The following is a 23,511-nucleotide window of genomic DNA, read 5'->3' as shown; positions in this document are numbered from 1 at the left end:
CCTTTTCATCTTTATATTTTTTGTTCTACTTTACACCAGAATGTTCAATAATCTCTTAGGGATTTACAAATATCTGTCTCCCCTGTCTCCCTTGTCCTCCTTGTCCCCCCAGTCTCCCTTGATTCCCTTACTGAGAAGCTTGCTTGGCAAACACCATCAAATGCTGTTGGGGTAACAGGTTCTTAGTCTCGCGCCACACTAAACCAACAGCCTGCATTTCTTTCTGCACTTGTTTTTGTGTCATTTTATGCAGGGTTTTAATCATGATGAAGGGATTTTCACCCCGGTATTCTACCAATACGACTCTACCCCCTGGTTTCAGTGCTTTGACAATTCCTTGCATCACTTCGTAAGGATATGCAAATTCATGGTAAGCATCTACCATTAAAGCCAAATCAATACTTTGTGCTGGCAAATTGGGATGATCAATGGTTGCTAAAATTGGTTCAACATTAGTAATTTTTTTCTGTTGTTTGCTATCTTGAATTATCTCTAGCATTTCTGGCTGAATATCTACCGCCAAAACTTTTCCTTGGGGTAATAAAGGTGCAATTAAAAAACTCAGATAACCTGTACCAGCACCAATATCGGCAACTACATCATTGGGTTTTAAATCCAAAGCACTAACTATTTTGCTTGGCTGTTCTTCTAACTCGCGGCTAGGACGTTCTAGCCAACCTGCACCTGTGTGTCCCATAACTTTAGCTATTTCTCGTCCCATATAAAATTTGCCAATTCCATCGGGACTATGATTAACTCTTTGTTCATAAATTTTGCTAGAGTCAACATTTGTAATTTCTGGTTGATTTGCACTCAGCCACCAAGCAATTACAGCAATCAAAATAATTCCCGCAATCGATACAAAACTAAATTTACGGATTTGATTTGGCAATATCAGTTCCAATCTTTTCATAATATGATGCAAATCTTTGATGTAGTATCCAACTGATATTACTACATCCTAGTTTTTTGTAACAATTGCTAGTACAACTTTAGTGCAACAACATTATAAACATTTCTCCCTTGTCTACCGTGTCTACCTTTTCTACCTTGTCTCTTTCATTCATTTATCAAACAGGACTACTATTGTTAGCCGTGCATAACATTTGGGTACTCTAGACAAATAAATCTCAAGGAGGCGTGACCATGAATCGCATAAAATATAATGCCACAGAACTATTTGCCAGAATTACTCTTGTTGTGCTGTTAATTTCGGTTGTGGGTGCTATTTTATTTGATTGGTCAGATAACATCAAAAAAGCACTGATAGCATTTTGGATTGTTATGCCACCCTTATGGTTATGGTTTGAGTTTTGTTATTTATACGAACGAGGAATTACGCCATTTGCCAAGGATTTTGAAAAGTATAAATATAGTCAGGAACTTTCCAAAAATCTCTGGTTAGCAATATCAGCAATTCTGTTATTTATCTATTTTGGTAAGTTACCAGGTTTTCAGTAGTTAAATTTAGTTAAAATGTAGTCATAGAAATTATTTGCTCTAACCAAATTCCGTTGTTAGTATATAACATCGAAAAGCAGGAGATTGCCCAATGGATAAATTAAATTTGTATCGTCAACTAATTCAAGAATTGTTAATAGAGAGAGCAAAATTGCGTTCTCCAAGTGACCCAATCAAAAGTCAAACAATTTTTGATCGGGATGGTGATCACTATCAACTTGTCAATTTAGGCTGGAAAGATAGTATTACTCGCATTTATGGTTGTGTGCTGCACGTCGATATCATAGATGGAAAAATTTGGGTTCAACATGATGGAACTGAAGATGCAATTGCAGATCAGTTAGTGGCGAAGGGAGTACCAAAGCAAGATATTGTGTTGGCATATCACGCGCCTTATGTGCGAAAATACACAGAGTTTGCTGTGGGTTAATACACATAATTGAGGTATAAAAAATTATTACATCTCAAAACACATCGACTTTATCTGTTTTTTCCCAGGGTAAATCTATATCCATTCTTCCTACATGTCCATAAACTGCGAGTTGGCGATAAAAACCGCCTGGATTAATTGTGGGTAAATGTCTTAAATTAAATTGTTTAATAATTCCTGCCAAACGGAAATCAAAATGCTTTTCTAATAGATTAGTAATTTCTTCATCTGATATTTTACCTGTACCAAATGTCTCTACTTGAATACTCACGGGACGAGACAAACCAATGGAATAACTGAGTTGCACTTCACATTCGTCAGCAAGTTTGGCGGCGACTATATTTTTGGCTGCATAACGGGCAATGTAAGCGCCGATTCTATCAATTCTAATTGGGTCTTTACCACTCAAAGCTGAACCGCTATGTTTAGAATATTCGCCGTAGGTATCGATCGCATTTTTTCTACCAGTTAACCCTGAATGTACTGCTGGCCCGCCTTTAATAAATGCGCCATCAGGATTAATAAATATTCTAGTTTTGGCATCGGGGCGAATTTCTTCATTCTCAAACACAGGATTAATCACTGTTTCTCGAATATCATCTTGTAATTGTTGGTAATCTGGTTTACCTGCTTTATTTTGACTGGCAATGACGGTAATACTATGGATTCGATAAGGACGGCGATCGCGGTATTCTACTCCTACTTGGGTTTTACCATCAGGTGTTAGATATGGCAAAATATTTTTGTGTCGGACTTCGCTTAATTGTCTGGCTAATTTATGCGCTAACCAAATTGGCAAGGGCATGAGAGTATAGGTTTGATTACAGGCAAAGCCAAAGACTGTAACTTGATTGGTAACTGTAATTTTTTCTATCTCTTCATCTGATAAATTATGTTCATCAAATAAGTGAGTTTGACTGGCGGGTAATTCTCGCAAGCTGGTCAAAATACTACAAGTTTTACCGTTAAATTCTTTTTGTTCGTAACCAATTTGTTCGATTACTTGTCTGGCAATATTGGTAAAGTCTACGTTGGCGTTGGGTTCAAATCGGGCAGCAATAAATAATATGCCTGTGGATGCAGCACATTCGGTAATGACTCTGGCGTAGGGGTCTTGTTGTAAGAATCTGTCTACTATGGCATCGCTGATTTGATCGCACAATTTATCAGGATGTCCTTCGGTGACTGATTCTGATGTGAACATGAAGTCTTTTTTCATAAGATTTAGTGTCTTGGCGCGACATTTTTTTTAACGAACCGCAAAGGACACAAAGGAAGAAGATTAAGTAATATTAGTCTTCATACTTGAAATTAGTAATTTATCCAATTTACCTTCTGAGTTAAAGCAATGCTATTCCTCTGCTTTTCCTCTTTACTTTGCGAACTTTGCGTCCTTTGCGGTTCGTTTTTTCCAGTTAACAAAACTCTAGCGTTGTGGATTATTATCTGGCATAAGTAATGGTGGGACACCATTGATATTTGGCTGAATATTTTTTGTTGATTCACTTAACAATAAAGGCCACAATGCACTACCAATAATGACGGCAGTATCGACAAAGTTAATTGGGGTAATCTTTAAAAGGTTTCGCAATGGTGGTAGGGCGATCGCTAAAATTTGAATAGCAAAGGAACCGATAAGGGCAGCATTTAAATAGCCATTCCGTGGGAGTTTTTCTTTACTAAATAGGCTGTGGTGTTCAGAACGACAGCTAAATGTATGCAGCAATTGGCTTGAGGTTAGGGTGAAAAAGGCAATGGTACTGGCTTGGGGGCTAAAACCATATCTGCGAATGGCGTAGGCGTAAGCGAGTAAGGTACTCATAGATAAACCAGCAGACTCAAAGACAATTCGCCCAAAATCGGATTTTTTAATGATTGGTTCGTCGGGGTTGCGGGGTGGCTGACTCAAAACGTCTGGTTCTGGGGCTTCCATTGCTAAGGATAAGCCGGGGAAGATGTCGGTTACTAAGTTTAGCCAGAGTAGTTGAATTGCATTTAAGGGTTCGCCAATACCTGCGGCGGTGGCTACTGTCATTACCATGATTTCGCTGAGGTTGGTGGCGAGGAGGAAATGTACAGATTTGCGGATGTTGTTATATATTGTACGTCCGCGACTGACGGCGACAATCATGGTTTCGAGTCGGTCGTCTTCTAAAACAATATCTGCAACTTCTCTGGCGACATCTGTACCACCTTTACCCATAGCTACACCAACTTGGGCGGCTTTTAAGGCGGGTGCGTCGTTAATTCCATCACCTGTCATGGCGACGACTTTCCCGGCGGCTTGCAAGGCTTGGACTATTTGCAGTTTATTGCTGGGACTGATGCGGGCGAAGACATCTACTTTGTCGCTGAGGGCGGTTAAGGCTTCGGGTGTGAGGTTATTTAGGTTGCTAGAGTCAAGAATTTCTAATTGTTGTTCTTGACTTAATTCTAATTCTTTGGCGATCGCATAAGCTGTGGGGCTTTGGTCGCCGGTAATCATCACGGTAGCAATTCCGGCTTGATGGAAGTCGTGAATTAGTTCTTTTGCACCTTTCCTAATGGGGTCAGCCATCCCAACTAAACCTAACCAAATCAAGTCTGTTTCATGGTTATTGTTGGTTGGCGAATCGTTAATGTGGTTATAGGCTATCCCTAAAACGCGTAATGCTTTCCCGGCCATGCGATCATTTTCTATAGCGATCGCTCTTTTATCTGCTGGGGTTAATTCTACTATTTGCCCATGTTTTACCCATGTTTGGCAAAGTTCCACCACTTCGGCGGGGCTACCTTTGACGGCGACAAATTTATTACCATCATCAGTCTCGTGAATTGTACTCATCAGGTTGCGATTTTCTGACCGCAAGTTGGTTTGCACTAGGGGATATTTTTGTTTGAGGTCAATAATATCTACCCCAGAACTAATACCCATATAAATCAGGGCGTTTTCTGTAGCGGAACCGATGACTTCATATTGACCATTTCCCGTGCGGCTGACTTGGCTTTCGTTGCAAAGAACTGAGACATGAATTAGTTTTAATAGTTCATCATTACTGTAGGGGTTGATGGTTTTTTCTCCGGTGATAAATTCCCCGTCCGTAACTTTAATGTTGTGGGTATTGCTTTGAATTTCGACAACTGACATTTTGTTTTCTGTCAATGTGCCGGTTTTATCCATACAAATTGTTTGAACTGAACCCAAAGCTTCAACTGCACTCAGGCTACGTACAAGGACGCGGTTGCGGCGCATATCACGAATACCAAGGGCGAGGGTGGTAGTCGCCACGGTGGGTAAGCCTTCGGGAACCGCCGCCACAGCTAAAGATATGGATGATTTCAACATCTGTACTAAACCATATCCCCGCCACACGCCCAAACCAAAGACGACACCGCAAATACCCATACTGATTAATACCAACTGGCTACCTACTTGGTCTAGTTGTTTGGCCAGGGGTGTTTCCATTGCGGTGGCTTCGCCTACAAGTTGCTGAATATGTCCCATTTCGGTATTCTGTCCCGTGGCGACAACCACCGCCAGTCCTTGACCACCTGTAACAAAAGTGCCTTTATAGGCCATGTTCAAGCGATCGCCTAATGGGATATCCTCACCTATAAGTAAATCATCTGTTTTCGTTACAGGCAGACTTTCACCTGTTAAGGCAGATTCATCAATACTCAGATTATCTGCGGCAATTAATCGCGCATCTGCGGCTATATAACTGCCCGGTTTAAGGGTTAAAACATCCCCTAAAACAACATTTTCTGTAGGGATTTCTTGCGGTTTACCGTCTCTAATTACCCATGTTGATGGTTGGTCTCGATTTTTTAGGGAATGAATGATTTTTTCTGATTGACTTTCGGTGGTGTAACCAATAGCAGCATTGAGAATTACTACACCTAAAATTACCGCCGCGTCAATCACTCCACCCGTGAATATTGATACTCCCGCCGCCACACCGAGTAATGCCACCGGTAGAGATTGAAATTGCTCAACAATAATGCTTAAATCAGAGCGAGTTTCTGTTTGCGCCAGGACATTAGCACCATATTTATGCAGATTGGCACTGGCTAATTCACTGGATAATCCCCATGTTGGTGAGGTATTTAATTTGTGAACAACTTTATCGGACGGGATTAAATACCAGTCTGCTTGATTTTGTTTTTGAAGATTATTAACAGTTGGTTTGTGAGTTTTTAAGTTTTTCTCTTTTTTCTTGGTGGGAATTAACTTATTCTTACCTGGATAAGTGAATAAAACACTTTCGATAATAATTGCTATATCTTTATAGCTTTTTTCTTGATGAAAATAGACTAAAACTTTGCTAGTTAAAGGATTAGCATTCACAAACTTGATTTCTGGATAATTTAACAGCGATCGCTCCAGATAATCTTTGAGTTCTGCTGAATTGTGAAGTTCTTCTACTTTATATCTAGCTCTGCCTTTAACTTTGGTATGTACTGCTTGAATCACTGCAATTTTTGCCCCCGTGCTTGCTCTTGCAAAACTGCAATTTTTATATATATCTCCATTAGCAAAATTATAGGATATGTGACTCTATTTCTGTTAATAGAAATGTTAAGCCTTTCAAAGCCTATAACTTAATGAAGTAGGCAAAATAGATTAATTTTTATTTATGTTGATTGATTTTGATTTCTCAGCATCGTTAAGTTTTATGAAACTATAGGAATCCGGTTTGATTTCTGAATTTATTTGTGTAGTTAGGGAATAGGGAATGGGGAGTCGGGAGTAGGAAAGAAGCCTGATCTGAGTGTACTATTAACCGTAAATCAGCCGCACAGTTAGTTATTTTATAAACATCGGTATTAAAATCTGAGACTATATTTAACGCCGTGTGCAACTTTCTCTCAAACCTAACCCCCAACCCCTTCCCTACAAGGGAAGGGGAGCAAGATTCAAAGCCTCTCTCCGCTTCGGGGAGAGGTTTGGAGAGGGGTTTCAAGAATAAGTTGCACATCGCGTTATTTAACAAATCTTTAGCGATCGCTGATTGACCATCAACTAAGACTGCTATAAAAGCGTAGTCAAACTCTCAACTGTTTCCATCATCCGAAAGTCACAGAGAAAATTTTAAATTTATATCTCAAGTATTAATTATATTTGCACAATTCAGATCCCTGACTTATCTAATAAGTCGGTAATCCATTAGTATATACAGCAAAATTATGTCTTTAGACTCAAGCTATAAATTAAGGTAAATGTTAAGAATAAAAAATAGATTGCGCCAGAATTTAATATTGGCTGTAATCAGAAAAATATCCCAACAGTTAACAGAAACATCTAAGGTTATGACAATTTCCACAAACAGCGATCGCCAAATTCAACAACTGCAAGAATTAATCCAAAACATTGACTCTGGAATGTTGACCACAGTCAATGATGATGGTAGCTTGCACAGTTGCCCTATGTACTCAATCAAAGAAATAGATTTAGAAGGAAGAATCTGGTTTTTTACTAGTTCCAACTCCCATAGAGTCAGTGAAATTGAACATAATCAGCAGGTAAATGTGAGTTTTTCTTCCTGTGAACAGCAGCTTTACGTTTCCATTTCTGGTACAGCACAACTCCTCAAAGACCGCCAAAAAATGGCAGAATTATGGAAACCAGAATTAGAAACTTGGTTTTCTCAAGGCTTAGATCAGCCAGATTTAGCATTACTCCAAGTCAATATTAAACAAGCCGATTATTGGGATAGTAGTTCAAGTTATCATCCCCAAACCATCAATTTTTCTTCCCTATAGCAATCCTAAATAATTTACAAATATCTCTCTATCTTGTCTACCCTGTCCTCCTTGTCTTGGCTGTTCACATATCAGAAAAGTGCTTTTAAAGTTGCTTGGAGTGCAGTAAAGCGCGATTACGAAAAAGGCGAAGATGGGCAGTGGCACAAAAGCCAAATAACTAATGTGTGATCAATTCTACTATTGAGCCAATTAACTGCAAAAAACCTATTTCTTTAGTTAGACGCTAACACAACTAATATAAAGATATTTTTCTTACTGGCAGTAGTAGTAAACTTCCGTCCTGGGGATATAAGCAAATCACAGTCAAACTCTTGATTATTCAAGATGAATAGCTGAAAGTTTGTCATATTCCCAGGTTATTTCTTAGGTGAAAAATTACATTATGGGACTAATATTTGATAGTCAATTTGAAGCGGCATTACAGTATTGGTAACAGGCATGAATTCATGGATTGGTATAGAAGCAGAGTTGAATCTTATACCAATTCACGAAATTACTGATATAAATCACTTCCTCTGCTTGCGATCGCCGAGTAGAGTTAAGGCGCTGCTTGTTTATTTGTCTCATTTTTAAAGTGAAACGGTATTAGTTTTAATTACACAAAACTCAAGCAAATTATTTGAAGATTGTGTGAAGATAGCATAAAGATTTTATTCGGTGAGTATTTATATTGATTGTAAATCCGGCAGTTCTTCAGCATTCAAAAATTAGAAATATGCTGTACTTTACGTCCCTGATGTTCTGTTTGGTTACCTACGCAACATTATTAGTCTTTACTTATCAAAGGATTTTAAGTAACTAATTAAATAAGATTGGGGGGACTTATGTAGCGTATATAACAATTTATTTGATACTCCATATCCTACAATCATTTAGCCTAAAAAGCTCATTCCTGATAAGTCTAGCTAAAGTCAGAATATTACTGCGTTTTAGCTCACCAAATTCAATCTACGGATACTATACAGTTTCTGTACGTATCATCTAAACTGAATATATGAAATTGCTATTTCCGGTATCAGCAATCAATAAGTTAAAAAAATCCCACTTTTATCTTTTCTTTGTTATTTTGTATTTAACGGGACAGTTCTCCACCATACGGTGAGTTTAAATATCAATTAAGTCAACGTTTCCCCGCATTTTGTAAACCAAATAAGCATTTTGTGCTTACAGCAACTTATGTCTGCAAGCGCCACATATCTTACTGGAATAAATTGCGTGGATAGACTTAAATGTGCAGCCTACTAGTATATCAACCTCAGAAACAATTACTAACGATTATGCCTAAAACTACTAACTTATCTATTATTCTTCCTGCTTTCATTCAAGCTGAGACTTTTGAGCATACCACAAATTTAGCCAGCCAAAATTTCTTAGGTAAATCTCGTTATGATGTTCTAAAACCATTACGTCAATGGTTAGATGAACTCGAAATTCAAAATCGAGAACTAGCACACTTTATTGCAAAATTGATTCCAGCCCAATGTCCTTTTGAGCGTGATATTGTGTTGTTCGGTCGTACCATAGCCCACATTCCCCCTATGTGCAAACTGAACCCCCTTTATGACCAATTTGTTGGCTTGCGTTTTCGGGCTTTGTGTTATTTAGTAGATCAGTGTGGCGAAGATATTCAGTCATACTGTTAAACGCAAACTGAGAACACAAAATATGGCAATTAAAATTGAACATCAACCCAGTCAAGAATATCTAAACAATTTGGGTGTGTTCACATGGGAGATTTGGGAAAAAGAAGTATCTCAATTTCCCTGGACTTACGATACTGAAGAGACGTGCTATTTTTTGACAGGTGATGTCATTGTTACGCCGGATGGCGGACAAGCAGTGCAGATGGGTAAAGGAGATTTGGTAACTTTTCCGGCTGGTATGTCCTGTACTTGGGAAATTATCAGCAACGTAAGAAAGCATTATTACTTTTCTTAATATACGGTGCTGTACACTGAGCGCACTTGTACTGAGCGCAGCCGAAGTAGCCGAAGTGTGAGTGCTGAGTGATATATTCTCTCACTACATCTCTGCGTCCTCTGCGCCTCTGCGTGAGATAAATCCTCCCGCATTCTTGCAGATACGAAAGAGCCAGAAATACTAATTTCTAGCTCAATAGCGTTGAGACAAAACAATACGGAACTAAAGGCAAACTGAGCTATAGAGTTTAGAATCTACCCAGATAATGCAATCCTAAGATGATGCCTACGCCTAAAATGTGACCAAAGGCTGTAGTGGCTAGTAATGCAGGTAAACCAAAACCACCAAAGAATTTTGCTTCGGGTAAAGCTGGCTCGGAACTGTAATGCTGAATGCTAGATTTGCCAAAGGCGATGGCGATGATGTTAGCAACAATCATGATAAGGCCGATCGCGGGACTCCATTGTAGAGGGGCAGTGGCAGCAGCCAGTAAAGTGGAAGTCAGCACTAGATTTTGCTCCTGAATGTGTGAATGATTAGAAAATATCATCGGGAAATCTAGGAAGATTATTCAAGAAAATTCCCCGTTTTGCAGCAATATTTAACAGTTATTTTCAATCCTTAATATAAACAACTATCTGGCTGTGGCTACTGATAGTTTAATAGTGGGAGTCAGGAGTAGTTTACGCTACTTTTATCTTTAATTGTAAACTTTGTTTAATTGGAACTGCCTTTTGTCTCATCCTGTAGAATTTATATAGGAATACGGTTTAATTCCTGAATCTAATTGTGTAGGCAGGGAGTAGGGAATGGGGAGTAGGGAGTAGGAAAGACGGCTGATATGAGTGTACTGATTTTTTTCCCAAATCAAATATTAGTCCCATAGTCTCTCTTTAAATGTGATGCTATTTATTTTAATAATGGTAGTTAGAATTTTTACTACAGAATTTACTTGTAGCCAGATAATAACTCTCTTTTTTTAGCGATCGCCACAGTCAAGCTATGTTAAAAGCGGCGATCGCTTTTAAAATGAGGTGAATTGCAACTACACAAAAGTTGATAGCGTCAAATAGAGTAAAATCACATTCTGGAAGTCATAGCTTGAAGAACCGTTCTAATTACTGGCAACTACAGCCATATATCAAACCTCAATGGGCAAATATTATCAAAGGCTTGATCGGCATTATCGGATATGTGCTGGCGACACTGACGTTAATTAATCTTGCAGGTAAATTAGCCGCACCTTTTGGACAAGGTAATGTAGTAGCGATCGCCCAACTAGCCGGGATTTGTGCTTTGGTGTTTCTGGTGCGTGGCTTTTTTCAGTCTGTGCAAGATATCTACATGGCTAAAGTGGCTTTAAGAGTGGCTTATGGTCTCCGCAAGCAAGTATATAGTCATTTACAAAAATTAGATTTAAGCTATTTTGAAACAGCCAAAACAGGTGATTTAGCTTACCGCCTCACAGAAGATATTGACAGGGTTGGGGAAGTTGTCAATAAATTGCTACACGATTTTATTCCCTGTGCGTTGCAATTGATTGCCATACCGATATATATGATTTATTTGAATTGGCAACTCACACTCGCCACAATTGTGATTGCACCATTAATGGGGGTGTTAATTGGCTGGTTTGGGGAAAAATTGCGTATATATTCCCTCAAAAGTCAAAATCGCGTGTCGGGTTTATCAGCAATTTTGACAGAAGTTTTTAGTGGGATTCGTCTTGTTCAAGCATTTGCAGCCGAAAATTATGAAATCGCTCGTTTTGGTTATGAAGCTGAACGTTCTTTAAAAGCCAAATATTCCGCCGAACGCCTCAAAGCCATTCAAATTCCCATCATCGGTTTTTTAGAAGCTTTGAGTGCTTTATCTTTGCTAATGGTGGGAGCATGGCAAATTTATCAGCGTAATTTAACAGTGGGGGATTTTTTCAGTTACCTGGCTGCGGCGGCATTGTTAATTGACCCCATAGGACACACCACAACAAATTATAATGAGTTTAAGCAAGGGGAAGCATCGGTAGACCGAGTGTTTGAATTAATGGCAATTCAACCAAGGGTAATAGAAAAAACAATTGCGATCGCTCTGCCCCCAGTCAAAGGTAAAGTAGAATATCGCCACATTTCCTTTGCTTACAAACCTGGTGAACCAGTCCTGCAAGATATTAGTTTACTAGCATTACCTGGAGAAGCGATCGCCCTAGTGGGTGCTTCTGGTGCGGGAAAAACCACCTTTGTGAATCTCCTCCCCCGCTTTTATGATCCTGATGCTGGGCAAGTTTTGATTGATGATATTGATATTCGGGATGTCAGATTACATAGTTTGCGGCGACAAATTGGCATTGTTCCCCAAGAAACGGTGATGTTTTCGGGGACTATCGCCCAAAATATTGCCTTTGGACAAGATAATTTTGATATGGATGCGGTGATAGCAGCCGCGAAAATTGCTAACGCCCATCAATTTATTACCCAGTTACCAGAAGGTTATCAAACTTGGGTAGGGGAACGGGGGGTAAATTTATCCGGTGGACAAAGACAAAGAATCGCGATCGCGCGGGCTGTACTGCTCGACCCACAGATATTAATATTAGATGAGGCGACATCTGCATTAGATTCTGAATCAGAAGCGTTGGTACAAGAAGCCTTAGAACGATTAATGCAAAACCGCACAGTATTTATTATTGCCCATCGTTTGAGTACAGTGAGGCGGTGCGATCGGATTTTGGTTTTAGAAAAAGGGCAAATTATGGAATCAGGGAATCATGAGGAATTATTAAGGCTGGAAGGTCGCTATGCTAGATTTTATGCCCAGCAATTTAGTTAGTGGTTAATGAGAAAATACCTGTGAAGTGCGATCGCCAGCCAGTCGCCATACTACCAAGGATTACCAATTAATGTAAATCCAGCCCAATAATAAGGATGAGATAATTCATCCTCATCAAGCTCACTCAACTCATGTAACTCTGAAGAAGCAGCACCACGAATGCGGGGATTATCTTCCAAACTAACACGCTCTTTGAGCATATCAATTTGAGCTTGTCGTAGGGCTTCTGACTTAACTGGATTAGTTTTTAGTTTTCCGTAAAATTGCAGCATCAAAGCCAATGTTCCGCCATCACTCACCTCCCAAAGACTTGCTAAAGCGGCTTTTGCGCCTGACTGTACAGCTAACCCAGCAAACCCCAGTTCAGCTTGAGGATCACCCAACGCCGTACGACAAGCACTCAATACTAATAACTGCACTGGAGGGTTATTGAGTCCGAGAGTTTTCAGTTCATCTAAGCGAATTTTTTTATCCCAAAACTGGATATAAGATTTATCCACAGAACCCTGAGCAAATTCAGCATGGGTAGCAAAATGTACTATTCCAAAAGGATATTTCGCACGTTCTTTTTTCAAGTTTTTGAGAGTGAAGTCTTGGTTTAATAAAGACTTACCCTTCCAGTTATTGTTAACAATATTAGATAATTCTAAGGGAACAGCAGGTAAAGGTTCTAGGTTTTGAAATTTTGATGCTCCCATTGCTAAAACCTGGGTTTTTGTAATATTGGTTAGTTGAAAATCGAGCAGACTAAAAGCCGGAATAATCGTTAAACTATACTTTTCAATTAAAAATGTTTTACCATCAGAAATCGCCGCTAAAGGAACAGTCCGTAAGCCACCTCCTAAACAAAATATAAGATTATTAATACCTTGTGTTTGTAATTCAGATGCCAAAGGAGTAATTAGGAAGTCATATATTTTCTTACCGGAAGCTAGATACCGCTTGCGCGAAGAACTGGGATTAGTAAGATCATTACGGAATTTTGTAACTAAGTTAGTCAATACTTCTTTTTTAGCTTCGGGGATACGTTTGTGAATTGGTGGTTTATCCGGTAATACCAAGATTAAATCGAGTTGGTCAGCAGTTGGTACTGCATATATTAAGGCACTTTTTTTCCCAACTTTTTGATTAATATTCTTGAGAGTTTGACTGATTTTGTTGACTTCAATAACCTGATTTGAAGGTAATTTTACCTGCATATATTCATCATATTGCTGCTTCCAACCCCTTTCAATATGGATAACAGCCGAGTTAATATCTTCCCTGTCTAGTAATTTTTTAATAATATCCGGCTGCAACCGAGATACGGGAAGTTTAATTTGTTTTTCTATTGGCGGAACGGCTTGGATTTCTGCTTGGCTAAACTTTAGCAAGTCCAGCCCAATTATGAATAAACTGAGGGTTGAAAGAGCTAATAAGTTTAGCCTAAGCTTGTTCATTTTTTTATGAAAAAATATTATTAATAATTCTGACTGGATTAAGAGAAATAAGTCAAAGTTGTGTTATGCAGAAATCTTAAATGATTTACAACTATTTCTCTACCTTGTCTCCCTTGTCCTCCTTGTCTTTTGTGTCTCTCTGCTTCACAACTTATTTATGATATCTGCACTCTTATGTTCAAATCATAACCTAAATTTCTAGGTGTTGATTAAGAATTAGATTGGATTTGCTTTTGCTGTTCTTGTAGCCAAGCTTCAAACAGTTCATTCAATAATCTTGCTTTCATCTGCTCATCGAGTTGGGCTGGGATGAGTTTTTCTAGGCGCAAAATCACAACCCATTCGGTTATTCTGGCGGGAGGTAAAACTTGACCGGGTTGACTGCTAGATAGCAACTGTACCATTCCGGGATGAATTGCTTGTAGTTCAACTGGGCCGACTAGTCCGCCAGTTTGGGCTTCTGGGCCTTGGGAGTATTCTTTGGCTAGTTCTGCAAATGACTGTTCTTTGGCTTGGAGGCGAAAGTAGAGTTCTTGGACAAGTCCGATATCTTGAGTACGTAGTAGGGAATAAATGACTTTATCTAACTTGGCTTTGTTTTGAAAGAAGTATGATTCGAGTTTGTTACCCCAAGTAGCAATTTTGAATTTCTCGATTTTCAGTTTCCGAATTGTGACTGATTCAAGTTGATTGACTGTTATACCGTGATAAGCCATCCAGGCTTTAATGTCTGCATCAGTTTTTAACTGTCGTTCTAGGTAAAACTGCTGTTGAGCGCGAGTAATTTCTTCTGATGTACATTCTACAGATGCGATCGCTTCATCGATAATTAATTCCCGAATTAGCTGTGGCAACATTTGGTAACTTGCCAGTAAGGGAACTAGCTCAGTAGCCTGGATTGTACGGTTGCCAATTTGGAGAGCTTCTGTCATTTTTTATCCCAACTGCGATCGTCTCAGCCAGCAATTATTGTTACATATCTAGCTAGTAATTTTTCAATCAACATCATCAACTTTAAAACTTCCACTGTATTTGAATTGTTATGCTATTACACGGCTGGGTACAGGAAGCATATTCCGCCAATAAAATGCCTCTTGAGGTAAAACTACAGCATCAATTCTTTCAAAATCTAAACGAGTTGGATGGAAATCTGAAGTTGAGTCATCGTAAAGGTGTGGTGTCTCACTCAGGTCTGGAATGTAAGCTCCATAATACCGGAGAGTTGCATCTAAAAATCCATACTCCTCCACTGTCGCCTTCTCCATCACTTCCAAAGACATTCGCATTTCTTGTTCAGTCACCAATCTCGTTGAACTTTTAAACAGATGTCTATAACAGGCTGGAAAAGAGCTTTTAGGATTGATACATTCCTGAACAATTTCCAAATCTAAGTATCCCATCCCAAAAAATCGCTCACCACGATTCCCATCGCCAGAATCATCAAATCCAAAAAGATAGTATTCAACTAATTTATCGTGTTGAAACATCTTGAACTCACTCCAACCGCTTGTTCCTTGATAAGAAAGAATTATCGTTTTAGTTTCAAGCAGGAGTGAAAGAGCAAACGCTATCTCTTCCGATGCGAAAGCCCACCATATTGTCCAGTTATGTCCAATATATTGCCAAAGTAGCCGATGTTTGCCTCGTTCATTAAATGGTATTGGAGAAATATCGGTGTCACACTCAGCATTAAAGTAACTACACAAAGCCGAACTAACAACGTCAATTGGCGCTTCTACCAGAACTATACCAAAATGGTTCCATAAACCACCAGTTAAACCAAACCCTCGCTTTTTTGCAAGATTCACACTTTGCATAGACAAATCTAGCTCATTGCTCTACCAACAATCATGCTACTTCCTGGTATAACTCAACTGTCATATCAAGGCTCCCCAAGAGGTTTGAGTGTTATAAACTGGAGTTTCCCATCAATTTGCCGTTGTAAAACGATACTGGTGATATCCGAACCTTTACAGGGCCAATGTCCGTAATAGCTATCAAGGGAAATTTTCAATTAATTTAAATTACAGGTAGTGTATACCATGCTTTAGTACCAGTATTGAGTATCTAAAGCGATAACAATAAAGTTAGTACACAGGAATTTCATCCTAGCTGTAAAAATAACTTTAGAGAGATTTGTCACGACTAAGCAAAAATTCGGCTTCTAAAATTTAGGTTGTGATTATGCGATTGTCCAAAATAACCCGTTCTATACGTAGACTTAGTACCCATATTTTCGCCATATTTTTGGGAGTCTTGCTCACTGTTAGCACTTTGCAGGTGTTACCTTCGCAAGCGGAACCCGCACCCAGTCCAGTGAAGGTTGATGATGCACCAGAACTGATTGCCCAAAAACAATCACCGGCGACTGCTGCTATCGGTAATAGTAGTTTTGTGACGGCGGCTGTGAATCGAGTTGGTCAAGCAGTGGTGAGAATTGACACGGAACGCACAATTACGCGCCGCCGTGTTGACCCATTTTTTGAAGACCCATTTTTCCGGCAGTTTTTTGGTGATGGTTATTCTCAACAATTACCACCAGAACAACTGCGTGGTCTAGGTTCTGGATTCATTATTGATAAAAGTGGTTTGATTTTAACTAATGCCCACGTTGTAGACAAAGCCGATAGAGTTACAGTCCGCCTCAAGGATGGTCGTACCTTTGACGGTAAAGTTCAAGGTATTGACGAAGTAACAGATTTAGCGGTGGTTAAAATTAACGCTGGTAAAGATTTACCCGTTGCAACTTTAGGTTCTTCTAATGCTGTACAAGTAGGAGACTGGGCGATCGCAGTTGGTAATCCTTTAGGTTTTGATAATACAGTTACTTTGGGTATTGTCAGCACCCTCAAGCGTTCTAGCGCCCAAGTGGGAATTTCGGATAAACGCCTAGATTTTATTCAAACTGACGCAGCCATTAACCCTGGTAACTCTGGTGGCCCTTTGTTGAATGAACGCGGTGAAGTAATTGGAATTAACACCGCGATTCGTGCTGATGCGATGGGTATTGGTTTTGCAATTCCCATTGATAAAGCTAAAGCGATCGCTACACAACTGGAAAAAAATGGTAAAGTAGCTCACCCCTATCTAGGCGTGCAGATGGTCACATTAACCCCAGAATTAGCGAAACAAAATAACAGTGACCCAAACTCTACATTTGAAATTCCAGAAGTAACCGGGGTTTTAGTGATGCGAGTTGTCCCCAATTCCCCAGCCGCTAAAGCTGGTATTCGCCGTGGTGATGTCATCCTGCAAATAGATGGCCAAGCTATTACCAATGCTGAACAGTTGCAAAACTTTGTGGAAAATAGCACCCTTGGTCAAGCTTTACAGGTAAAAATCCAAAGAGGTAGTCAAACACAACAGTTATCAGTACGCACTGCTGAGTTACAAAATGCTACTTCGTAAGTGCTAATTTTTGATATCTGAAAAATGGGGATAGGCTTAGGCTTATCCCCGTATTTTTTTGAGTTATGGCAGCTTTGATATAGTATGTCCGGGTAATGACTTATGAACTATAGGAATACGGTTTGCTCCCTGAATCTAGTTGTGTACGCAGGGAGTAGGGAGTAGGGAATGGGGAGTCGGGAATAGGGAATGGGGAGTCGGGAGTAGGGAATGGGGAGTCGGGAGTAGGGAATGGGGAGTCGGGAATGGGGAGTCGGTAGTAGGAAAGAAGCCTGATCTGGCCCGGATTTCTCACCACACCTTTCAAAGCCTGTGCAGGGGCGCAGGGGAGCAGGGGCGCAGGGGAGAATGAAGGTACTCTCTCAAGAGCCCCTCCGCACCTCTGCCCCTCTGCCCCATCAAACGCCTGAAGCTTGTGAGAAATGCGGGTCTGGGTGTACTGATTTTTTCCCAAATCAAATATGAGTCCTAATAAATTTCACACTTCAGACTTTTATTAGCATTTTCTGACATTACTACCACCTCAAAAACTGCCCTTTAACAGATGTTAGGGATAGTAATCTGATACATAATTCCACAATAGCAAGATTACTTATTTAATAAATACAACAAATGTCTGACCTTAAAAATGCTTGGGAACATAAATATATCACTACCAATGGTGTAAAACTGCACTATGTCACCCAAGGAACAGGCCCTTTGATGTTGATGTTACATGGGTTTCCTGAATTTTGGTATTCTTGGCGGCATCAAATACCAGAATTTGCGGAAAATTTTCAAGTTGTGGCTTTAGATTTACGTGGCTACAACGATAGTGAAAAACCCAAAGCACAATCAGCTTATATTATGGGTGAATTTATCAAAGATGTTGCGGGTGTAATTAAAGGTTTAGGTCACGAAAAATGCGTTTTAGTTGGGCATGATTGGGGTGGTGCGATCGCTTGGTGTTTTGCTCATGCTCACCCAGAAATGTTAGAGAAACTAATCATACTTAACTTACCACACCCTGCCAAATTTTCTCAGGGATTATCAACTCCCCAACAGTTACTACGTAGCTGGTATATGTTCTTATTTCAACTACCAATCATGCCAGAATTTCTCCTGCAAACTTTTGACTATCAGCCAATTGCTCAGATTATTCAAGGCACAGCAGTTAATAAAAATGCTTTTACTGCCTCTGACCTAGCAGCTTATAAAAATGCGGCTGCTAAACCCGGTGCTTTAACAGCAATGCTCAACTACTATCGCAATGTATTTTCTCACTTTTTACCCAACAAAAATTGGGGAATTTTAAATATTCCTACACTGATGATTTGGGGTGAAAATGATACTGCCCTTGGGAAAGAGCTTACCTATGGAACTGATACCTATGTCAGCAACTTGCAAATTCAGTATATTCCCCATTGTGGGCATTGGGTACAGCAAGAGGAACCGGATCTAGTGAATCGATACATGCGTGAATTTACGGGAATTTAATATACTAAAAAGTAGAATTACTGAGTGCCAATTAATAATATAAAAATTCCGGTTAACAACCAATGACAAATCAAAATAAATGCTTGTATTTCTTAAAAAGATTTAACAAGATAAAGATTGGTAATTTTAGGTAAGTTTTGTGAGCGATCGCCAGCCCAAAACCCGCATCCACACTGTTTTTATGTCTTTGACCAAACTATTAAACATCACCTTGATTTTGTGAGTTAAATCAACATTGTCCAGAAAATTAGTGAGATAATAGAATCGTGAGGAAAAGAACGGTTACAACTTCAATACAAAGGGGAAAGATTATGAAATTCAAGCTAATTGCCGCTATAGCCTTAGCAACCACTCCCCTCATTTTTGCCACCTCTGTGAAAGCAGGGAATTCGCAAGATTTACAAAGGCTTTTATCTACTGGGGAATGTCAGAGGTGTAATCTAGCTGGAGTTGACCTCAGTGGCGCTCATTTAATTGGTGCAGATTTACGTGGTGCCAACCTTTCTAAAGCTAACCTTGCAGGCGCAAACCTCGAAGGTGCAGACCTCACCAACGCAAATTTGAAAGGAGCTAACCTATCTTCAACTTTTGTCACCAACGTTAACTTTAAAAAAGCTAATCTTGACGGCGTGAATTTTACCCGCGCTCAAATTCATGACTCCAACGTCTACGGCGCATCAATGGACAATATGAATATCACCGATGCAGATATTTTCAACACGGGCATCGGTGTTGGTGGTGAAGAAGGCGCACAAATGCCAGATTGGGACTAATTTGAACTTAAGTAGACTCGTTTCCCATAACTGTGGAAATTGGGTGTAGGGGTGAAAGGGTATGGGGCTTCGCCGTGAGCGTTAGCCGAACGGTGTAAAGGTTTTGAAGACATACACCCCTGTACCCCGACACCCTTACACCCATTCTCATCAGACAACTGTTGTGTGTCAGCCCTGATTTATCAAAGCCAGATACGTGAATACAGAAGAACTTTTATTAAGTATTCATATCAATGACCAATGGATTCATTGACGAATCTGGCTGAAGATAGCTTTAATATTCAGTTAAAATCGGCGATTAACCTTGTATAAATGAGAGGTGATCTGATTTTTGCATGAATTGTACTTGCAGGAGTACGATTATCAGCAACTGATACGGCATAGGATAATCTCATCCTGAAGGTTGCCGTTGATTGAAAAACACAAAACACAGATAGATGTAGTAACACAGCCTACAATTTTTGGCTTCTGTCCTTCTAGTGACTGTCTACCTTGGAGTTGATGCAGTAGAGGTTAGAGGCATTTATGGTTATAGGGAATACAATGTGTTACCCATCTAAGTCTGATCAACTTGTGCCTTGTCCAATCACAGCCTTTTGGTTGTCATTGTCCAGATAAAAAAACCCAACTGTCAAATTTATGGAAATTAAGATGCCAGAACCAGAATTCGCAGAAACAAAATCCACAGAAGCAGCAGTGCCAGATATCAACAGCCAAACAGGTACCATTACTAAACTCCAGCCTCCTGCTCAACCTCAAGAGGAATGGGTGAAGTACGGCGAACAAATTTCTAGCTTTTTAGCATCACTGCCTGAGTACCTGGGGAGCTTGTTCAGCAAATATAAGCAACCCTTAGTTGTTGTTGGCGCAATTGTGACAGCACTTGTCGCAGTTAAGGTACTTTTGGCAATATTAGATTCTTTGAATGATATTCCTTTAGTAGCACCTACCTTTGAGTTGATTGGGATTGGTTACTCTGCTTGGTTTATTTACCGCTATTTACTCAAGGCTTCAACCAGAAAAGAGCTAACTAACGAAATTACAACACTCAAATCACAAGTTGTTGGTAAAAACGCTCCTAGCGCATAATATAGCAGGAGGCAGTGGTTCGGCTACTTCGACTGCGCTCAGTACAAGTTCGCTCACCAACCAGGCAGAAGGCAGGAGGTAAAAGTCTTACTATGCCCGACTGCTATAACTGACTCTCGCTGCAATTTAATTTCAAACACAGAAGAGAGGGTAGTGCAGAACACTGTCCTCTCTTCTAGTAAATTCAACTTAATGGCTGAAACTCCTGAGAATACTGAGTTATTACTCAGCACTTTGCTACGGTTCGTTGGCTAATTTATTTTCAGAGAGTGAAGTTTGTTCAGGTAAGCGCACAATATTCTCAGAAGAGATTTTATCTAGTCTTCCCAGTTTAACTAAAGCTTGATGCACCATTGCTGCTACTTCTGCTCTAGTGGCTGCTTGATTGGGAGACAAGAATTGAGGGTTAGCATCGGTAATTACCAAACCATTGGCTGTGGCAGTCGCTACCTTAGCCACGGCATATTTAGGAATTTTTTTGGCATCTTGATAAATACTTAGCACCTGTGCGGGTTTGGCTGGTTGTTTGAGATTTAACCCACTTACCAGCGCCACTAAAACTTGTACACGGGTAATTTTTTGGTTGGGTTTAAAAGTTTTGTTGGGAAACCCCTTTAAAAAACCTGTACCCACAGCGCGGTCAATTGCTGGTGTTGCCCAATATTTACCTGAGACATCTTTAAAGGGTACAGAATTTTTACTCAGTTCTGTGTCAAAAGCTTTCTGGAGAATGGCTGCAAATTCCGCGCGATTCACAGGCTGATTTGGTCTAAACGTGTAATCTGGGAAACCTTTGATAATTCCACGCGCCGAAAGTGCATTAATAAATCGAGCCGCCCAAAAATTTTTCGGCACATCATTAAAGGCAATAGGTGGTGGAATAATTGATTTTTGTTCAGCAGGGGTAACTAAGGGTAAGGGCGATGAGGTAACTGATGACTCTGGATTTTTAGACGTAGAAAAAGGTACGGTTTTTGGTGTTGAATTAAGTGGAATTACTTGGACTGGTGGCAGGATTTGAGGGGAATTTGGGCTGGGTTCGGGGACTACTTCTTTGGGAGATACAGGTGCAGCTTCAACTTGAGGATTAGTGCTTGGCTGCACCTGGGAAGCTGGAGCAGTAACGGCGGGAGTTGGTTGCGTTTGGATTGTGGAAGTTGGTGTCGGCGACAACACTATATTGAAGTTCCAGCCAGCATCTCGGCGAGAAAATGACCACAAGAGAATCCCCCCGATCGCACCGAAGGCAACTAAAATGGCAATAAATTCATCAAAGCCAAGGGCTGTTTTTTCAGATGACTTGGGGTCGGAAGGAGGTAAGTTGGTCATCGTATTTTCCCTGAAATTGCAAAGTTCCCACTCAAAAATCAACAAGCTTGGGCGATAGAAGCCGCAGCTATCTAAACAAAACCCGCACTTCGACTACGCTCAGTGACCGCATTTCGGCAAGCTCAGTGAACACGCTTCGACTTCGCTCAGTGAACACCTATGCGGGTTTACAGCTAATTTTCAGATATCATCTCAAAGCATTTATTTCATCCTTCATACTTCATACTTCTAAAGCACTCTTAAAATGCTGGGAATGCTATCAATCGCTTCCAGACTGCGAATTTCTTCTAAAGCTTGGCGGAAGTCGCCTTCTTTCACATCATGGGTAACAACCACAATTTCTGCTAATCCTCCCTGAAAGCCAGTTTGCACCACAGATTCTAAACTTACACCATGATTACCAAAGCAAGTACCTAGTTTACCAATGACACCAGGGTGGTCTTTGGTGAGAAAGCGGGCGTAAAATCTGGTAACTAATTCCGAGATGGGGGTAACTTGGCAGTAATCTTCATGTCTACAAGTGAGCAGGGGATTTGGTGCGGTTGTATTACTCTTGAGGGCTGCTGTCACACTTAAAATATCTGAGGTGACAGCACTGGCTGTTGCACCTGCACCCGCACCGGGGCCAAAAAACATCACTTGGCCGATGGGTTCACCTTCTACAAGAATGGCGTTATACACACCGTTAATACTAGCCAATGGGTGAGATTTAGGTACAAAGGTGGGATGTACTCTCACAGATAACTGGGAGTGGTCATTATTTTGGTATTTAGCGATCGCTAATAATTTAATCACAAAGCCCAATTTTTCAGCGTATGTAATATCTGTCTTGCTAACTTGACGGATACCCTCACAATAAACATCTGGTAAATGAATGCGTCCACCAAAACCCAAAGATGCCAAAATCGCAATTTTATCGCCTGCATCTAAACCATCTACATCGGCTGTCGGGTCAGCTTCAGCATAACCCAAGCGTTGAGCATCAGCTAACACATCCCCAAAGTCACTGCCTTCAGTTTGCATCCGGGTGAGGATATAGTTAGTCGTACCGTTAACAATGCCAATAACAGTGTGAATCCGGTTAACACTTAAAGCTTGCTTCAGGGGTTGAATCACGGGAATTCCCCCACCAACAGCCGCTTCTAACATGACATACACCCCGGCTTCATTGGCGGCGTTGAAAATTTCTGCCCCAAATCTGGCGATCGCTGCTTTGTTAGCTGTGACGATATGTTTACCATTTTTGATTGCTTGGAGAATGAGCGATCGCGCCGGTTCCAATCCTCCCATCACCTCAACTACAATATCCACAGCCGGATCATTGACAATCGCAGCTAAATCGGTTGTGATGACTGACTCTGGTAATTCTACAGCACGGGGTTTGTCAGGCGATCGGACACCCACCCGATAAATTTCGATTTCTCCCAACAACGGATGACGGCCAACAGCATCTTGTAGTAGTTGCACCGTACCTGTACCTACAGTACCTAATCCCAATATTCCTAGCTTTACACCCACAAACTTTTCATCCATCTTAGTGCTGAGTGCTGAGTCACCGAAGTTTGCAAGGGCGGGGGAAACCCCCGCACGCAACTTCTCGCTGAGTGCTGAGTGG

The 23,511-nt window shown here is 40.4% G+C and carries 21 protein-coding genes; 12 read left to right on the top strand and 9 right to left on the bottom strand.

The window, feature by feature from the left end:
• Nucleotides 1-127: 127 nt before the first annotated feature.
• Nucleotides 128-913 carry a class I SAM-dependent methyltransferase gene (locus H6G79_RS18865; RefSeq protein ID WP_190592708.1) on the bottom strand — a complete coding sequence of 262 codons (786 nt, stop codon included), beginning with the start codon at nucleotides 911-913 and terminating at the stop codon, nucleotides 128-130.
• 233 nt (nucleotides 914-1,146) lie between these two features.
• Between H6G79_RS18865 and H6G79_RS18860 the strand changes: the two genes are divergently transcribed.
• Both H6G79_RS18860 and H6G79_RS18855 read left to right on the top strand, forming a co-directional pair.
• Nucleotides 1,147-1,461 carry a hypothetical protein gene (locus H6G79_RS18860; RefSeq protein WP_190592709.1) on the top strand — a complete coding sequence of 105 codons (315 nt, stop codon included), beginning with the start codon at nucleotides 1,147-1,149 and terminating at the stop codon, nucleotides 1,459-1,461.
• Nucleotides 1,462-1,552: 91 nt separating this feature from the next.
• Complete coding sequence (locus tag H6G79_RS18855) at nucleotides 1,553-1,891, top strand: XisI protein (protein WP_190592710.1); 339 nt, start codon at nucleotides 1,553-1,555, stop codon at nucleotides 1,889-1,891.
• A gap of 34 nt (nucleotides 1,892-1,925) precedes the next feature.
• Here the strand turns inward: H6G79_RS18855 and metK are convergent, their stop codons facing one another.
• The gene (gene metK, locus H6G79_RS18850) at nucleotides 1,926-3,110 is read right to left on the bottom strand and encodes a methionine adenosyltransferase (RefSeq protein ID WP_190592711.1); all 1,185 of its coding nucleotides are present in this window, start codon (nucleotides 3,108-3,110) and stop codon (nucleotides 1,926-1,928) included.
• A gap of 207 nt (nucleotides 3,111-3,317) precedes the next feature.
• Nucleotides 3,318-6,344: a cation-translocating P-type ATPase gene (locus tag H6G79_RS18845; protein WP_190592712.1), complete on the bottom strand. Its 3,027-nt coding sequence runs from the start codon at nucleotides 6,342-6,344 to the stop codon at nucleotides 3,318-3,320.
• An 836-nt stretch (nucleotides 6,345-7,180) separates the two neighbouring features.
• Here H6G79_RS18845 and H6G79_RS18840 point away from each other — a divergent pair.
• The 5 genes from H6G79_RS18840 (at nucleotide 7,181) to H6G79_RS18825 (ending at nucleotide 9,574) form a co-directional block, all read left to right on the top strand.
• On the top strand, nucleotides 7,181-7,633 hold the full coding sequence (locus H6G79_RS18840) for a pyridoxamine 5'-phosphate oxidase family protein (RefSeq protein WP_190592713.1): 453 nt from the start codon (nucleotides 7,181-7,183) through the stop codon (nucleotides 7,631-7,633).
• A gap of 33 nt (nucleotides 7,634-7,666) precedes the next feature.
• Nucleotides 7,667-7,804: a ChaB family protein gene (locus tag H6G79_RS37750; protein ID WP_199331661.1), complete on the top strand. Its 138-nt coding sequence runs from the start codon at nucleotides 7,667-7,669 to the stop codon at nucleotides 7,802-7,804.
• 270 nt (nucleotides 7,805-8,074) lie between these two features.
• Entirely contained in the window at nucleotides 8,075-8,209 is a 135-nt protein-coding gene (locus H6G79_RS37370) for a hypothetical protein (protein WP_277877274.1), read from the top strand.
• Nucleotides 8,210-8,913: 704 nt separating this feature from the next.
• A complete protein-coding gene (locus H6G79_RS18830; RefSeq protein ID WP_190592714.1) occupies nucleotides 8,914-9,279 on the top strand; it encodes a Mo-dependent nitrogenase C-terminal domain-containing protein in 366 nt (121 codons plus the stop codon).
• Between the two features lie 22 nt (nucleotides 9,280-9,301).
• Nucleotides 9,302-9,574: a cupin domain-containing protein gene (locus tag H6G79_RS18825; protein ID WP_190592715.1), complete on the top strand. Its 273-nt coding sequence runs from the start codon at nucleotides 9,302-9,304 to the stop codon at nucleotides 9,572-9,574.
• Nucleotides 9,575-9,803: 229 nt separating this feature from the next.
• Here the strand turns inward: H6G79_RS18825 and psaK are convergent, their stop codons facing one another.
• Nucleotides 9,804-10,064, bottom strand: a complete 261-nt coding sequence (gene psaK / locus H6G79_RS18820; protein ID WP_190592716.1) for a photosystem I reaction center subunit PsaK — start codon at nucleotides 10,062-10,064, stop codon at nucleotides 9,804-9,806.
• 593 nt (nucleotides 10,065-10,657) lie between these two features.
• Here psaK and H6G79_RS18815 point away from each other — a divergent pair.
• Nucleotides 10,658-12,382 (top strand): ABC transporter ATP-binding protein, encoded by a 1,725-nt coding sequence (locus tag H6G79_RS18815; protein WP_190592717.1) that lies wholly within the window; start codon nucleotides 10,658-10,660, stop codon nucleotides 12,380-12,382.
• A 50-nt stretch (nucleotides 12,383-12,432) separates the two neighbouring features.
• Here the strand turns inward: H6G79_RS18815 and H6G79_RS18810 are convergent, their stop codons facing one another.
• The 3 genes from H6G79_RS18810 to H6G79_RS18800 form a co-directional block, all read right to left on the bottom strand.
• Nucleotides 12,433-13,821, bottom strand: coding sequence for a CHAT domain-containing protein (locus H6G79_RS18810; protein ID WP_190592718.1), 1,389 nt, complete (start codon nucleotides 13,819-13,821; stop codon nucleotides 12,433-12,435).
• Nucleotides 13,822-14,030: 209 nt separating this feature from the next.
• Nucleotides 14,031-14,753: a peptidylprolyl isomerase gene (locus tag H6G79_RS18805; protein WP_190592719.1), complete on the bottom strand. Its 723-nt coding sequence runs from the start codon at nucleotides 14,751-14,753 to the stop codon at nucleotides 14,031-14,033.
• Nucleotides 14,754-14,861: 108 nt separating this feature from the next.
• The gene (locus H6G79_RS18800) at nucleotides 14,862-15,638 is read right to left on the bottom strand and encodes a hypothetical protein (protein ID WP_190592720.1); all 777 of its coding nucleotides are present in this window, start codon (nucleotides 15,636-15,638) and stop codon (nucleotides 14,862-14,864) included.
• A gap of 367 nt (nucleotides 15,639-16,005) precedes the next feature.
• Between H6G79_RS18800 and H6G79_RS18795 the strand changes: the two genes are divergently transcribed.
• The 4 genes from H6G79_RS18795 (at nucleotide 16,006) to H6G79_RS18780 (ending at nucleotide 20,567) form a co-directional block, all read left to right on the top strand.
• Nucleotides 16,006-17,229: an HhoA/HhoB/HtrA family serine endopeptidase gene (locus H6G79_RS18795; protein WP_190592721.1), complete on the top strand. Its 1,224-nt coding sequence runs from the start codon at nucleotides 16,006-16,008 to the stop codon at nucleotides 17,227-17,229.
• Between the two features lie 612 nt (nucleotides 17,230-17,841).
• Nucleotides 17,842-18,705 (top strand): alpha/beta fold hydrolase, encoded by an 864-nt coding sequence (locus H6G79_RS18790; RefSeq protein WP_190592722.1) that lies wholly within the window; start codon nucleotides 17,842-17,844, stop codon nucleotides 18,703-18,705.
• 311 nt (nucleotides 18,706-19,016) lie between these two features.
• Nucleotides 19,017-19,478, top strand: a complete 462-nt coding sequence (locus tag H6G79_RS18785) for a pentapeptide repeat-containing protein (RefSeq protein WP_190592723.1) — start codon at nucleotides 19,017-19,019, stop codon at nucleotides 19,476-19,478.
• Between the two features lie 651 nt (nucleotides 19,479-20,129).
• Nucleotides 20,130-20,567 (top strand): CAAD domain-containing protein, encoded by a 438-nt coding sequence (locus H6G79_RS18780; RefSeq protein WP_190592724.1) that lies wholly within the window; start codon nucleotides 20,130-20,132, stop codon nucleotides 20,565-20,567.
• Between the two features lie 237 nt (nucleotides 20,568-20,804).
• On the opposite strand, the gene H6G79_RS18775 is transcribed toward H6G79_RS18780, so the two are convergent.
• Both H6G79_RS18775 and H6G79_RS18770 read right to left on the bottom strand, forming a co-directional pair.
• Nucleotides 20,805-21,896 (bottom strand): S-layer homology domain-containing protein, encoded by a 1,092-nt coding sequence (locus H6G79_RS18775; protein WP_190592725.1) that lies wholly within the window; start codon nucleotides 21,894-21,896, stop codon nucleotides 20,805-20,807.
• Nucleotides 21,897-22,124: 228 nt separating this feature from the next.
• The gene (locus tag H6G79_RS18770; protein ID WP_190592730.1) at nucleotides 22,125-23,414 is read right to left on the bottom strand and encodes a homoserine dehydrogenase; all 1,290 of its coding nucleotides are present in this window, start codon (nucleotides 23,412-23,414) and stop codon (nucleotides 22,125-22,127) included.
• Nucleotides 23,415-23,511 lie beyond the last annotated feature (97 nt).

The organism is Anabaena sp. FACHB-83 (assembly GCF_014697485.1).
Classification (GTDB): Bacteria; Cyanobacteriota; Cyanobacteriia; order Cyanobacteriales; family Nostocaceae; genus Nostoc_B.
The sequence above is the reverse complement of the archived record's forward strand: the minus strand, read 5'-3'. Positions and strand labels throughout refer to the sequence as shown.